We start from the raw sequence: 14,649 nt of genomic DNA, 5'->3' as shown, positions 1-14,649 counted from the left end.
TGAGTACAACGGGCGTAACGATTGTGTCACCCTCACGAACTTTGTTGCTGACAGGACAGCGGCTGAACTATTCATGTCAGAGTTGGTGGAGCACATGCTCACATCGAACATAAAAACAAAATTCGGCGCAAAAGGACCCCATATAAAATTGAACATTAAAGGAGTCTTTTATACATGTCACGTTACACAGGTCCTAAATTTAAATTAAGCCGCCGTCTTGGAATTTCCTTGAGCGGTACTGGTAAAGAATTGAAACGTCCTTTCCCTCCAGGACAGCATGGTCCAAGTGGACAACGCAAAAAAATCAGTAACTATGGTATGCAACTTCAAGAGAAACAAAAACTTCGTCACATGTACGGTTTGAACGAAAAACAATTCCGTAACTTGTTCGACAAAGCTTCCAAAATGCAAGGTATTTCTGGTGAAAACTTCATGACTTTGCTTGAGAGCCGTTTGGACAACCTTGTATATCGTCTTGGTTTTGCAAACTCCCGTGCAGGCGCGCGTCAATTGGTTTCCCATGGTCACATCACAGTTAACGGTAAAAAAGTGGATATCGCTTCTTACCTTGTTAGCACTGGCGATGTAATCAGCCTTCGCGAAAGAAGCCGTGGTCTTTCTTCGATCAAAGAAGCTCTTGAAAACCGTAACCACCTTGCTGGCTACCTTGAGTACAACGACAACGCTATGGAAGGTAAATATATCCGTTTGCCAGAGCGTGCTGAGTTGCCTCAAGAAATCGATGAAAAACAAATCGTCGAGTTCTACAGCCGTTAATATTTACAATCCATCAGAAACCTTGGTCTTCGGATCAAGGTTTTTTTCATTTTCATCGATGAACGCCAGTTCTTCATACAACTCTTTTTCAAAAGCGAAATGGTTTATGATATAATATACCTGTTAAAAAGGAGGGCAATGCATGGATGAAGAGAATTTGCAGACACCATCGGACAAACCGAAACGTCGAAAAAAATCAACTGGTCGGATCATTTGGGGGATTACGAAGTGGATTATGATCGTCGGATTTACATTAGGCTTGTTCGGAGGCGGAATCGCCATGGGTTACGTATCTTCCATTGTGAAGGACGATCCTGTACGATCTGCTGCATTAATTGATGAAAAAATACACGAGAATTCTGAGACAGGATTCGTATATTTTAATGACGGCACGTTAGTAGGACAGTTACGAACGGATGAAGACCGTCGGTTAATCGCATTGAAGGATATTCCGCAACAAGTAATAGACGCGGTTATTGCTATTGAAGACAACAATTTTTATAACCATATCGGAATTGATTTGAACGGTGTATTTCGTGCTGTGAAGCAGAAAGTCTTGAACGAAAACATTCAAACGGGCGGTAGTACGCTAACGCAACAGTTGGCAAGACGTGTGTTTCTGAACCTGGATCGCACAACCAACCGCAAAATCAAAGAAATTTTCCTATCGATTCGTCTCGAACGTTATTTAACCAAGGATGAGATTCTAACGGCTTATCTGAACAAGGTTCCATTCGGGAACGGTAATACAGGCTATAATTTATTCGGTGTTAAAGCAGCAGCTAAAGGTATTTTCAATCTAGATCTTAACAAAATAAATCTTGCACAAGCCGCATATATCGCTGGCCTCCCTCAACTGCCAAGTGCGTACTCCGCATTTAACGGTAAAGGAAGCTTCAACGAGAAAGGCTTCAATCGTGCAATTGAACGGCAGAAGCTGGTTCTTCGTCGGATGTATGAGGAAGCAAAAATTACGAAGCAGCAGTATGACGAGGCCTTAAGCTTCAACATCAAATCTTCACTAGCGGAGCCTAAAAAGAAAGCTTACGATACATATCCGTACTTGATGATGGAAGCAGAACGTTCTGCAACGGAAGCACTTGTTCTGCAACAAAACCCATCATTAACCGTGGCGGATTTACGTAAGAAGGAAAATGCCGAGCTCATGAACGACGCTAGAGAACAAATGCTGCGGAGCGGCTACAAAATTTATCTAACGATCGACAAGAAAATTTATGATGCGATGCGCAGCATTGCTAGTGATCCTAAGAATTTCTCACCTGATAGCAAAACAAAAGGCATCGAGCAAACAGCCGCTGTGATGCTCGATCATAAGACAGGTGCGATACTTGGCATGATCGAAGGCCGCGACTTCTATGTCGAGCAGATGAACTATGCTACGCAAATGTTACGTCAGCCTGGATCAGCGATGAAAACAATAGGTGCTTACCTCCCTGCAATCGATTCAGGAAAAATACAGCCAGCCAGCATTCTCGACGATGCTCCTATCGTATTGAAGGATGGTACAAAGGGCTTCCATATTCCGAAGAACGCCAATAACCGCTATCAAGGTCTTGTAACGGCTCGTACAGCCTTAAACCAATCCTTGAACTTACCTGCCTTGAAGATCTTCTTGGAGAAAGTCGGTATTGAAAAAGCTTGGGAATTCGTCAAAACACTCGGAATCACCTCCATTCAACCGGAAGATTACTATGCACAAACCGGAGTCATCGGCGGTTTGAAATATGGTGTATCCGTAGAAGAACTAACCAATGCCTATGGAGCGATCCCGAACAATGGCGTATTTAATGACGCGTACATCGTTCAGAAAATCGTGGATACCAAAGGTACCATCGTGTATCAGCATACGAATAACCCGCAGCAGGTATTCTCGGAACAAACCGCTTACCTCATGCAAGATATGCTGCGTACGGTTATTGCGGGTCCATCAGGAACTGCAGGACGTCTGAGAGGTGAATTCAATAAATACGGTAAAATTCCGATTGCTGGTAAGACAGGCTCAACACAAAACTACGCAGACGTCTGGTTTATGGGCTTCACGCCCGATGTAACGTTAGGTGTTTGGGCTGGTTACGAGCAGCAGATTAATACCCTCACCGGCGATGGTAAAGCGCGCGCACGTAAATTATGGGCGACCATCATGAACAAAGTTACAGATATCGAACCCGAGTTATTCCAGACCTCATCCTTTAAGAAGCCTGATGGCATTGTATCGATGACGGTATCTGGATTTAGCGGAAAACTGCCAACAGACCTAACCAGACAGGCAAATCGTCTTGTTACGGATATTTTCAATAAGAAATTCATACCTACACAGCAAGATGACGGGATCGTCAATATGAAGGTGATTTCTTATAATGGTGTCAATTATATTGCACAAGATAGTACGCCAGCCGATATGGTTCAGACCAAGGTTGTCGTCAAACGTGAGAAGCCGATCCAAGATCTGGTCGACGAAATCACCAAAGCTCTATCGAAGATGTCCGCGAGCAGTCGTAAATCCATTCAATCCTACTTGCCTAGCGATGCGAATCTAGATGCACCGTCACAGGTGGATCCACGGGTGGATGACGGAAATGCGCCTAGTGCACCTCAAAATCTGCAGACACAAATAGTCAATGGCAAATTGGTTATCACGTTTACGCCAAGCGGTCAAGCAGATGTCGTAGGATATCGTCTATATCGTTCGATGAACGGCGGCAGCTATCAAATTGCCTCTGATCCCGTCTTAACGGGTCAGACTAGCCGCTTCTCGAATTTTATCAGCGGCAATAATGGGTACAGCTTTTACATTACAGCTGTAGATGTTGGCGGTCATGAATCGGCTCCAAGCATGGTGGTAACACCGAATGGCGGCAGCTCAGAGATCCCAGGTACTCCGAACACGCCGGACCCGAATGTACCTAATCCAGGTTCTTCTGGTGAGACCAATCCAGGTTCGAGTGAAAATACGGGATCCAACACAGCATCCAATGCACCCGAGAAACCAACGAAGCTAAATGCCAAATCATCTAATTTAGGGTTGGAACTCACATGGCAATCCAAACAACCTGCCAAGGAGTATAAGATCTATCTGAGTGACAAGAAGGATGGCAAATATTCTTATCTTGCGACCTCTTCCATTGCTCATTTCGAATATATCGGAACCGGATTAACTGGATGGTACCAAGTTACTGCGGTCAATGATGTTGGGGAATCAGCTCCATCCTCCCCTGTATACTTCAAAGAATAACAAAAAACGCCTAGTATGCACGTCATCGTGCACTGGGCGTTTTTTTTAACTCATATTTTGCAAAAATAAGGTTGCGTTGAAAAACCGTTTGGCCATCGATTGAAAATATGAAGTCTGAACAGACAGCATCGCAATGAAGATGAGATTGCTGATCGCTTCTCGCTCTCGATCTGAGACCTGTTCTAACCCTGCTGCATACTCGTCAGCTTTCTGTTTAATAAGGTTCTCGAGGATATGGTCTTGATTGCGTTTGCCGCTCTCATGTCCCGATAAATCCAATACCTGATCATTATTCTGATCCAGCTCTTCAAAGATCGACGTATAAGCCGTATAAATTTGCAAGGGGCGTATCCCGTTCAAATTCGCCTCTTCCTCCGCTTGCGGGTTCAAGAATACGATAGCTAACAATTTGCGAATAGATTCAAAATCCAACGTCGCTTTGAGATCATCAATCATAAAGATTAAGGCCGCTTGATCCAATGAGTATTTTTTGCCATGTGCCGGGGACTGAATTAGATCTTTAAAATCACGCTTCACCCAGTTTTGCACGGACGTAATCGAATAATGTGAATATTCGATTTGATTCCCCAGGGCGATGATCTCATTTAACGAAAAACCAGGATCACGATGAGACATTTTGATCATTTTCTCAAATATCGGCGGTAATGAAGTACTGATGACGGCGCCGAGCATGTTCCCTTTCATTTTCTCCGCCGGATGCGTCTTGGCCCAAGCACACTGAAGAATCGTTAACGGTGATTTTAAATGGGGTTCCGCGACACCGTTTAATAGCTCAGACATTTGATTGCGTGTTAAATAAAAAAGCTCCATAGGAATCCCCTCTTTATCATAAGTTCATATGAACTTATCTTAAGACTTTGGCGTTATTTTGTCAAAGCGTGAAATAATAAACGAATCAACCTACTTACACCCCCATGTTGATCAGATTACGCCTGATTCAGGTCAAAAATCACCGAATTTAGACTTTGTATAACGGTGAAGAAGCTAATATAATTAGTTCATGTAATAAGTTCATAAGAACTTGTCATAAAACTTTAAAAAGAACCACAAAGGAGACTATAGAGAATCAGATGCCTATTCTCAACCTATTTCTTGTCGCAATTCTTATTATCGCAACCGCCTTTTTCGTTGCAACTGAATTTGCGATCATTAAACTTCGCCCGAGCCGTGTCGATCAGATGGTGTTAGAGGGTCGTAAGAATGCCTTAGCCGTAAAGCAAGTTACAACGCACCTTGACGGATATTTGTCCGCCTGTCAGCTTGGCATAACAATTACAGCCCTAGGACTTGGTTGGTTAGGTGAGCCCACGATCGAGATCATGTTACATCCATTATTCGTTCAACTAGCTATTCCAGATCAGGCCGCTTCCATTATATCGTTCATCGTTGCCTTTCTTCTCGTAACGTATTTACACGTCGTATTAGGAGAACTCGCACCTAAAACCTTTGCCATCCATAAAGCAGAGATGATCAGTCTATTTACGGCCAAACCTATTATTTACTTCTACAAGGCCATGTACCCTTTAATTTGGCTGTTTAACGGTTCTGCCAACGGGATTGTTCGTCTATTCGGTCTAAAGCCTGCTACAGAGCATGAAGAAGCCCACTCCGAGCAAGAACTACAAATCATCCTGTCGGAGAGCTATGAGAGCGGTAAAATTAATACGACGGAATATGGTTATGTTAGCCGTATCTTTGCTTTTGACAATCTGCTTGCCCGTGAAATCATGGTGCCTCGTACCGATATGATATGTCTAGATGCAGACAAAACGATGCAAGAGCATCTTAAGGTCATTCAAGAAGAGCAATATACTCGCTTCCCCGTCATCTCAGGAAGCAAAGATAATGTGGTCGGGATGATTCACACCAAACAGTTCATTATCCATAAGGATCTATGTGAAGATGAGATGCGTATCACGAACATGCTCCATCCTGTCTTGACCGTCTCTGAAGCCATGCCGATCAAAACCTTGTTGAAACGGATGCAGCAGGAAAGCACACATATCGCCATCCTCGTCGATGAATATGGCGGTACATCCGGTATGATTACGATCGAAGACATTCTAGAAGAAATCGTCGGAGAAATCCGAGATGAATTCGATGCCGAAGAGCAACCTGACATTGAGAAAATTCAAGATAACCACTATATTCTGGACGGAACCGTTCCGCTATCCCAAATGAATGATCTATTGCATGCAGATATCGAAAGCGACCATATTGATTCCATTGGCGGTTGGCTGTATGAGCAGCAACCAGAGTTAGCAAAGGGTGGCGAATGGACCTATCAGGACCTCCACTTTATCATTCGGAAAACAAGTAAACACCGGATTCGGAAAGTAGAAGTCAAAAAAATGTAATCCTTTCCAAGCAAACCTAAAAGAGCCCGTCATCCCATGACAGGCTCTTTGCTTTGTAGGATATAACTCCTGTTTTCGCTTAACACAGCTCTACATTACTTCACGGCCCCAGCAATCATACCGCTCGTAATCTGGCGTTGGAAGATGAAATAGATGATCAATACCGGGATAATGGATAAGAGCAAGCCGGCAAATAATGGCCCCCACTCGGTGCGATACTGCATCTCCGCTTGCATGACAGCAATCCCAATGGGAAGGGTATACTTCGATGGATCATTCACGAGGACGGTACCCATTACATACTCATTCCAAATGCTCAGTACATTCATAATCCCAACTGAAATCAAACCAGGTCTAGCAAGTGGAAGCATAATCCGGAAGAACACCCCGTAATCTGATGCTCCATCTATGGATGCTGACTCATCTAATTCCTTCGGTAAGGTCCTAAAGAACCCGGTAAGTACAAAGACACCGAATGAAATATTCATCGCCGTGTACACCAGAATTAATCCTAACAAGGTATTACTTAATTGCATGTCCGATAGCAAGAAGAATAATGGAATCAACCCGAGTATCATTGGAATCATCATCGAAGCAAGATACAGGTTATACAAAACTTGGTTCCCGATAAATCGGAATCGAGCAATTGTATAGGCCGTCGTCGATGCTAATAATAGAGCCAACAGGGTACTAAGCGTTGTAACAAGCAGCGAGTTCATAAAGTATGTACCCACTTGATAATTAACCCAAACGTTAGAGAAATTTTCCCATAACAACGGGAATTCTGGCAAACTCCATGGCATTTTCAACAAGAACTGTTGATTGTCTTTGAGGGAACCAAACACGGACCATACTAAAGGATACAGTACGCAGAGCGCCCAAAGGATTAATATGACATAGAAGATTGCACTAAGTACGACAGAACCAGCCGATTTTTTATGCATTGGCACCCTCCTAACTCATCTCATACGTATCACGTCGCATGATTCGTTGTAATGCAAGTGTCGTAATCAAGGATAATATCAAGATTAACGCCCCAATAGCTGAAGCATAACCCATGTGATACTGCCTGAAGCCCATTTGATAGAGATAAGACCCCATGACTTGCGTTGCGTTATCCGGTCCGCCCTCGGTCATAATCCACACAATGACGAAAGATCCGTTCAATGTCGTCATAACAACCCACAAAATGGAGACTTTAATCTGTTCCCACGTCAATGGCATCGTAATCCTTACGAACTGCTGCCACTGCGTAGCACCGTCCAAGTTTCCTGCTTCATACAATTCTGTTGGAATGCTAAGGATCGATGCAATCAGAAGGATCATAACAAATCCGACACCAGCCCATATCGCCGGCGGCAAGAGTGACCACATCGCGTAAGCCTCATCACCCAAGTAGGAGATTTCTACTTTCTTCTCGGTAAATAACGATAAGAATGAATTTAGAAATCCGATACTCGGATTATAAATATAGTTCCACAAGACACCGATGACGACAACCGATAAGATGTTCGGTATAAAGAATACTTGTCGGAAAAAGCCTGAACCTTTCATACGGAATCTCGTGAGAGCTACCGCAAAAAAGACACCTAGGCCGACGATGCCAATGACTTTCCAGAATACAAGAAAATAGTCATTGTATATGGCATGGCCTAAAATCGGGTCGTTCAACATCTCCTTGTAATTGTCAAACCCAATAAACGATTTGGTCTCAGATCCTCCAGACCAATCAAACAAGCTAATATACAGGCCTTGAATAATGGGATAAATCATAAATAAGCAGAAAAACAACAAGGTTGGTACCGTAAATACAAAAATGAAAAGCTTTCGCTTTGTTTTCCAGTTCATTCCTTTACCCGCTTTGGGTTTACCCACTGCGTGGTCTATCGATGGAGCATTGTTCACGGTTATCACCCCATAGGTCTACTCTTTGTTAATAAACGTCATGAGGGCTTTAGCCCTCATGACGTTCTGTGCTTATTACTTTTTGCCGCGGGATTTCTCAGCCGCTGCTTCCATCCGGTTCATCCACTCTTCTGGCGTGATTTTGCCGTTCGCGAGTGCTTGGGTAGAATCTTGCTTCACTTTATCTACGTCTGCATTTAATTCGATGTAAGGAGCTACAACCGTATCTGGAGAGTTATAGTAGCCGCTCGCTTGTTTGGACAAGCTGCTAACTTTATCCGAAGCGCTCAAATCTGCTTTGATATTATCCAATGCGCCCGTTAACTCTGCCCAACGTACTGCATATTTCTCAGTCAAAATAAACTGCATAAACGCTTTTGCTGCTTCAGGGTTTTTCGCTTTTTTCGCAACACCTACGGTAGAAGTGTATGGAATAGCTACGAATTTACCGCCAGCTGGTTGTGTGACGGATGGGATGAAACCAAAATCAAAGCCTTTAGGAACGTCCTTCTTCATCTCGTTCTCTACCCATAGACCGTTCGGGATGAACGCATCTTTATGCTGCAAGAACAAGGATTGAGAATCCGTATGGTTGATTGCAGCAGAAGCTGGATCGATAAACCCTGCGTCAACCAATTGTTTTACTTGGTCAAGCGCTTTTTTCACGGGCTCTGATTTAAAAATACCTGGCTCAAGCGCTTGCATTTTGTCTAGAATGGAACCGTCATAATTGTTGTTCACCACGACTGCTGTATCCACTAAACCGCCGTTGATATAGTACGGATATTTACCGGTATGAATGAACGGATACATTTTGCCGGAATCTTTAATTTGCTTCGAAACAGCTAGGAATTCATCCCAGTTCTTAGGTTCTGCCCAGCTATTTTTCGCGAATTCTGCTTTATCGTAGAAGATACCCCATGTACCGAATACGAACGGAATTGGAGCAATCTTGCCGTCATATTTCACCGGTTGCATGATCAGCAAGTCTTTAATTAACTTGCCATCTTCGTTCTTCGCTGTTTCTAACCAGTCCGTAAGGTCAAGTAACTGATCATCTTTCACCATTTGCGTTGCATTCGCGCCTGCACCATCAATGTATACAAAGTCAGGTGGGCTGCCTTGGATCCAACGCGGTTTCATTTGATCATTGATTTTCGGACCCGCAGATTCTTTAATTTTCAATTTTGGATACTTTTTACTGAAATCGGCAATCGCCTCTTTCCAGAATCCGTCTCCGTAACCGCCTACAAAATATTGAACCTCGAAATCGCCTTCTAATTCAGGACCTGCAGCTTCCGCCGGCGTCGTTGTTGTATCCGTCTTGGTGTCTGTCTTCGTATCTGTCTTCGTATCTGTCTTCGTATCTGTCTTTGGCGTTTCGGTGGTCGTTGCCGGTGTATCCGTTTTGGTCTCCGACTTCGATCCGCAGCCTGCGGCTAACATGAGCAAAAGTGCCGTGATGAGGAGAAGCGTGAGTGATTTGCCCCATTTCAATTTCATCTTAAAACCCCTCTCTTTTGCTAATTATTACAAAATATAACAGACTAAGTCATACAAAAAGGGCATACGTATAGAAGCATTGTTCAAACTCAACTTTGCTTCATAACGAATGCCCTAAACGGTAACATGTTATGACCTGCGGTTATTTTGTTAACAAAATCATACTGCTTATTTCATAAATTTGTCAATACATTATTTGCAAGTTTAGTGATTTAATACCTTGTGAAATTTAGTCTTCTATGGTAGACAGGTCGCCTGTAGGTAAGTTCAACTCCCACGCTTTAAGAACACGACGCATAATTTTACCGGAACGCGTCTTCGGCAATTTGTCTTTAAATTCGATTTCACGAGGTGCCGCATGGGCAGATAAACCTTCTTTTACAAACTTCGCAATGTCAGCTTTAAGCTCTTCTGACGGTGTAAAACCCTCACGAAGCGAAATAAATGCTTTGATCACTTCTCCGCGCATCGGATCAGGCTTGCCGATAACACCCGCTTCTGCAACGGCAGGATGCTCAACGAGTTTACTCTCCACTTCAAATGGGCCTACACGCTCCCCGGAGGTATTAATTACATCATCTACACGCCCTTGGAACCAGAAATAACCGTCCTCATCCATGTAAGCTGAGTCTCCGGACACATACCAACCTTCTAGCCGGAAGTACTCCGCATACTTCGCAGGGTTATTCCAAATCTTACGCATCATGGACGGCCATGGTGTTTTGATCGCCAGGTTCCCCATCCGATAGGGAGGAAGTACATTCCCGTTATCATCCAAGATTGCGGCCTCAACACCTGGGATCGGACGTCCCATCGAACCTGGTTTTACAGGCATGCTTGGGTAATTACAGATTAATTGTCCCCCTGTCTCCGTCATCCACCATGTGTCATGAATACGCTGGTTGTACACTTTCATCCCCCAACGAACAACTTCAGGGTTTAAGGGTTCCCCGACCGAAAGCACATGACGCAAGCTGGATAAGTCGAATTGAGCGATGACGTCGTCCCCTGCACCCATCAGCATACGGAAAGCTGTCGGCGCGCTGTACCAGACCGTAATTTTATATTTTTGAATCGTATTATACCAATCTTGTGGACTGAATCGGCCTCCGCGAACCACATTGGTGGCTCCATTCAACCATGGTGCAAAAATGCCATAGGATGTCCCCGTAACCCAACCTGGGTCTGCCGTACACCAATATATATCATCTTCTTGAAGATCTAATACAATTTTACCTGTGAAGTAATGTTGCATCATGGCATTATGCGCATGGAACACGCCTTTCGGCTTGCCTGTTGAGCCCGAGGTATAGTGAATAATAAGACCATCTTCACGATCCAGCCATTCTACTTCAGCGTCCTCAGATGCCTCTGACATCTCGGCATGGAAATCAATGATGCCATCCCCTGCTTCAATATCCTGACCTACCAGAATCACATGCTTCAAGTCAGGCAGTTGCTCGCGCGGTACGCGAGATAGAAGCGCAGGCGTTGTCACCACGGCTATCGCCGCACTATCTTCCAACCGGTCTTTTACAGCTGTCTCCATAAATGCTTCGAACAAAGGTCCAACTACGGCACCTACTTTAAGAGACCCAATCAAGCTAAAATAGAGCTCAGGTGTACGGGGCATGAAGATGAACACTCGCTCGCCTTTTTCAACCCCATACTTGCGTAATACATTCGCGAACTGATTGGACTTCGCTTTCATGTCCGAGAAGCTGTACGACTCATCGCGTGTCGCATCGCTGTAGTGCAGAGCAATTTTAGCACCCAGCCCATTCTCCACATGACGATCGATCGCTTCATGTGCCATGTTCACTTTTCCCGTTGTAAACCAGGAGAAGTTCTTCTCGACCTCTTCCCATTTGAACTGTTCATAAGTTTCCTCATAACTGTTCATATTCGATTTCGTAGCCACAACCTCGATAATTTCGCCTTGCACGTTTCCCATTGTTTCATCCTCCCATTATATTTCTCTCAAAATAAATATAGTTTCCCTTGGGTGACAGCGTTAGCGCTTACAAACCTATGAAATAGGAGCGCTTAAACTTTGAAAATCCTTACTGTCACTGCAAGGGATGAACGATGTTACAACGTATGTAGTTCGTGATGTCAAGAAGAAAAATTTGTATATTTTATGGCAAAATTTATTATATCATACCAAAGTTCATTCGCCTATTCCTTTTCAAAGATTCGTTTCCATGTTATAAGTGAGAGGAGATGATGAAAGGAGTTGTGTCCGTGGAACATCGGAAGATTTATCATGCTCATATCCTCCAACATCAGGACCAAGTACTGGTTATTGAAGGTCCCGTACGTCCTGACGTGCTAAGGACACTTGAGATGCATCCCGACCTGCACGCATTTCGAAGGCCAAAGGAACAGCATGAAGCCTTAATAGAAATCGCTGAATTACCCGAAGGACGAATTATTATCGCCCGCGCAGAGAACACGATCGTTGGCTACGTCACCTTCCACTACGCGGATGAGATGGAACGCTGGTCACAGGGGCAAATGCAGGATTTAATCGAGTTAGGCGCCGTAGAGGTCGCCAAATCCTACCGTTCTTACGGGCTGGGCAAAAAAATGATCCAAACGGCGTTTGAAGAAGATCAATTGGAAAATTATATCGTATTCACGACAGAGTACTATTGGCATTGGGATCTCGATGGTAATAAACTTAGTGTATGGGATTATCGAAAAATGATGGAGAAATTAATGGAATCTGTGGGTATGATTTGGTATGCAACAGATGATCCTGAGATCTGCTCTCATCCCGCCAATTGCCTCATGGTTCGCATTGGAAAAGATGTGCCGCTTGCATCCGAGCAGCAGTTCGATCGCGTACGCTTTCAACAGCGCTTCATGTATTAAATTGTAAGGGCAAATAGTAGGGGGTACCACAATCGCATGTCTATTAATGCAATGTTCATTCATCATGATGATGAATTAAAGTACCGATTCAATGAAGATCATCCTTTTAACCAGAAACGATTGGAACTCACCTACGACTTGCTTACGGAAATCGAGGCCCTTCTTCCGGCCCAAATGTTACAAGCGCGGCGCGCCACAGAGGACGAGCTCCTCACCATTCATCAACCCTCTTATATTCATACCGTAAAAGGGTTAAGTGTAGACCACCCGAAGCAGCAATGGCTGGATAAAGCCGAAATCTACGGGTTTACCAGTGAAGACACACCTTACTTTAAAGAAATGCATGCGGTTACCTCCACGATTGTAGGAGGGTCTATTACGGCCGTTGATACTGTTATGTCTGGACAAAGTCTACATGCGCTGCATCTTGGCGGCGGATTGCACCACGCCTTATCCAATCGAGGCTCAGGTTTCTGTGTCTATAATGATGCATCGGTGGCCATTGCTTATCTCCGGCAGCATTATCATGCACGTGTGCTGTATATCGATACGGATGTCCATCATGGCGACGGAGTCCAATGGTCATTCTACACAGACCCGCAAGTCTGCACCTACTCCATTCATGAGACAGGTAAATTTCTATTCCCAGGAACAGGGTTTGTTCATGAACGCGGTGAATCTGACGGGTTCGGCACTTGTTATAATATCCCGATGGAACCCTTCACAGAGGATGACTCCTGGCTGGATTGCTTCCAAGAAACGATTCAACGTGTAACAGCCATGTTCAAACCGGACATCATCGTAAGTCAGCACGGTTGCGATGCACATGCGTATGATCCGCTCTCTCATCAACAATGCAGTATGCGGATTTATAAAGCGATGCCCGCAATCATTCATCAGCTCGCCCATCAATACTGCGAAGGGCGTTGGGTCGCGCTGGGCGGCGGAGGTTATGATATTTGGCGTGTCGTTCCGCGGGCATGGAGCCTGCTCTGGCTTGAAATGACGGATCACCCCTTGCTGAAGCAATTGGATCACGACCCCCTCTTACCGCTTCCTGAAGCTTGGATGGAACGATGGCAGCAAAAAGCCCCGGTCACGATTCCTGCAACCTGGCTAGATAATCTAACCGATTGGGAACCGATGCCGAGGCGTTCGGAAATTTCAAGTAATAACCGCAAAATGGTCGATGTTGCTCTTCAGTATATCCCTTAATGAACTGGTGATGCGTTAGATATGACTGAGCACATCATCAATAATCTGATATGAATGCTTCGCAGCTTGAACCGTAAACTCACCAAAATTCACATGTGCGGAACCATCGGCCCGATCAGACATCGAACGAATAACAACAAACGGGGTTCCGTTCATGTTACACACTTGTGCAACGGCCGCGCCTTCCATCTCTGTACATATCCCATTCATGGACTCGTGAAGCTCACGAACAAGTTCACGGCTTGCCACGAATTGATCCCCGGATAACACTTTACCTAATCGATAACGTCCGTCGAACAGTCGTTGGCATGCCGCTTCCGCTTTCTCCACCAAATCGGGTGCCGCAAGAAATTCTGATTGCTCTTGATACGGAATGACGCCGCGTGCAAAACCTAACGCTGATACGTCCATATCATGCTGCATGCAGGATGTAGACACGACGATATCCCCAATATTCAACTCGGGATGAAGAGCCCCTGCAACGCCCGTAAACAAGATACAATCTACACCATACGCATCAATTAAAATTTGAGTTGTCACCGCTGCGTTCACTTTCCCCACGCCAGATCTACAGAGAACAACCTCTTTCCCATGAAAGTTCCCTTCATAGAAGGTAATACCAGCTCGATCTGAGCGCTGATTATGCTGCATATCTGCAAGCAATAACTCGATCTCTTCGTTCATCGCGCCGATGAGCCCAATTTTCTGATACGACATCTATTCTTTCCCCGTCCTTATTCC

Annotated in this window: 11 protein-coding genes; 5 read left to right on the top strand and 6 right to left on the bottom strand. The window is 44.5% G+C overall.

The features are described 5' to 3' along the window. Window positions 1-174 precede the first annotated feature (174 nt). Together rpsD and BVG16_RS11860 are read left to right on the top strand one after the other, a co-directional pair. Window positions 175-777, top strand: coding sequence for a 30S ribosomal protein S4 (rpsD, locus tag BVG16_RS11865; RefSeq protein ID WP_078498890.1), 603 nt, complete (start codon window positions 175-177; stop codon window positions 775-777). A 142-nt stretch (window positions 778-919) separates the two neighbouring features. Continuing rightward, window positions 920-4,030 carry a transglycosylase domain-containing protein gene (locus BVG16_RS11860; RefSeq protein WP_078498889.1) on the top strand — a complete coding sequence of 1,037 codons (3,111 nt, stop codon included), beginning with the start codon at window positions 920-922 and terminating at the stop codon, window positions 4,028-4,030. A 45-nt stretch (window positions 4,031-4,075) separates the two neighbouring features. Here BVG16_RS11860 and BVG16_RS11855 read toward each other — a convergent pair whose 3' ends face one another. Beyond that, window positions 4,076-4,861: a DUF1836 domain-containing protein gene (locus tag BVG16_RS11855; protein ID WP_078498888.1), complete on the bottom strand. Its 786-nt coding sequence runs from the start codon at window positions 4,859-4,861 to the stop codon at window positions 4,076-4,078. Window positions 4,862-5,121: 260 nt separating this feature from the next. Between BVG16_RS11855 and BVG16_RS11850 the strand changes: the two genes are divergently transcribed. Continuing rightward, complete coding sequence (locus tag BVG16_RS11850) at window positions 5,122-6,408, top strand: hemolysin family protein (protein WP_078498887.1); 1,287 nt, start codon at window positions 5,122-5,124, stop codon at window positions 6,406-6,408. Between the two features lie 95 nt (window positions 6,409-6,503). On the opposite strand, the gene BVG16_RS11845 is transcribed toward BVG16_RS11850, so the two are convergent. From BVG16_RS11845 to acsA, 4 genes are all read right to left on the bottom strand, one after another. After that, complete coding sequence (locus BVG16_RS11845; RefSeq protein ID WP_078498886.1) at window positions 6,504-7,352, bottom strand: carbohydrate ABC transporter permease; 849 nt, start codon at window positions 7,350-7,352, stop codon at window positions 6,504-6,506. 10 nt (window positions 7,353-7,362) lie between these two features. Beyond that, complete coding sequence (locus tag BVG16_RS11840) at window positions 7,363-8,256, bottom strand: carbohydrate ABC transporter permease (protein WP_198957459.1); 894 nt, start codon at window positions 8,254-8,256, stop codon at window positions 7,363-7,365. 132 nt (window positions 8,257-8,388) lie between these two features. After that, complete coding sequence (locus BVG16_RS11835) at window positions 8,389-9,816, bottom strand: ABC transporter substrate-binding protein (RefSeq protein WP_078498884.1); 1,428 nt, start codon at window positions 9,814-9,816, stop codon at window positions 8,389-8,391. A gap of 229 nt (window positions 9,817-10,045) precedes the next feature. Then, a complete protein-coding gene (acsA, locus tag BVG16_RS11830) occupies window positions 10,046-11,770 on the bottom strand; it encodes an acetate--CoA ligase (protein ID WP_078498883.1) in 1,725 nt (574 codons plus the stop codon). Window positions 11,771-12,060: 290 nt separating this feature from the next. On the opposite strand from acsA, the gene BVG16_RS11825 reads away from it, so the two are divergent. Both BVG16_RS11825 and BVG16_RS11820 read left to right on the top strand, forming a co-directional pair. Beyond that, entirely contained in the window at window positions 12,061-12,693 is a 633-nt protein-coding gene (locus BVG16_RS11825) for a GNAT family N-acetyltransferase (RefSeq protein ID WP_078499104.1), read from the top strand. A gap of 36 nt (window positions 12,694-12,729) precedes the next feature. Further along, window positions 12,730-13,908 (top strand): acetoin utilization protein AcuC, encoded by a 1,179-nt coding sequence (locus tag BVG16_RS11820; protein WP_078498882.1) that lies wholly within the window; start codon window positions 12,730-12,732, stop codon window positions 13,906-13,908. Between the two features lie 15 nt (window positions 13,909-13,923). Here the strand turns inward: BVG16_RS11820 and BVG16_RS11815 are convergent, their stop codons facing one another. Continuing rightward, window positions 13,924-14,625: a 5'-methylthioadenosine/adenosylhomocysteine nucleosidase gene (locus BVG16_RS11815; protein ID WP_078498881.1), complete on the bottom strand. Its 702-nt coding sequence runs from the start codon at window positions 14,623-14,625 to the stop codon at window positions 13,924-13,926. Window positions 14,626-14,649: the final 24 nt, after the last annotated feature.

The organism is Paenibacillus selenitireducens (assembly GCF_002021565.1).
In the GTDB taxonomy this organism is placed as follows: domain Bacteria; phylum Bacillota; class Bacilli; order Paenibacillales; family Paenibacillaceae; genus Paenibacillus_K; species Paenibacillus_K selenitireducens.
This window is presented reverse-complemented; position numbering and strand designations above follow the sequence as displayed.

Excerpts from the sequence above, each read along its gene's own strand:
- rpsD (WP_078498890.1), top strand. The coding sequence starts at position 175 with ATGTCACGTTACACAGGTCCTAAATTTAAATTAAGCCGCCGTCTTGGA.
- BVG16_RS11860 (WP_078498889.1), top strand. The coding sequence starts at position 920 with ATGGATGAAGAGAATTTGCAGACACCATCGGACAAACCGAAACGTCGA.
- BVG16_RS11855 (WP_078498888.1), bottom strand. The coding sequence starts at position 4,861 with ATGGAGCTTTTTTATTTAACACGCAATCAAATGTCTGAGCTATTAAAC.
- BVG16_RS11850 (WP_078498887.1), top strand. The coding sequence starts at position 5,122 with ATGCCTATTCTCAACCTATTTCTTGTCGCAATTCTTATTATCGCAACC.
- BVG16_RS11845 (WP_078498886.1), bottom strand. The coding sequence starts at position 7,352 with ATGCATAAAAAATCGGCTGGTTCTGTCGTACTTAGTGCAATCTTCTAT.
- BVG16_RS11840 (WP_198957459.1), bottom strand. The coding sequence starts at position 8,256 with ATGAACTGGAAAACAAAGCGAAAGCTTTTCATTTTTGTATTTACGGTA.
- BVG16_RS11835 (WP_078498884.1), bottom strand. The coding sequence starts at position 9,816 with ATGAAATTGAAATGGGGCAAATCACTCACGCTTCTCCTCATCACGGCA.
- acsA (WP_078498883.1), bottom strand. The coding sequence starts at position 11,770 with ATGGGAAACGTGCAAGGCGAAATTATCGAGGTTGTGGCTACGAAATCG.
- BVG16_RS11820 (WP_078498882.1), top strand. The coding sequence starts at position 12,730 with ATGTCTATTAATGCAATGTTCATTCATCATGATGATGAATTAAAGTAC.
- BVG16_RS11815 (WP_078498881.1), bottom strand. The coding sequence starts at position 14,625 with ATGTCGTATCAGAAAATTGGGCTCATCGGCGCGATGAACGAAGAGATC.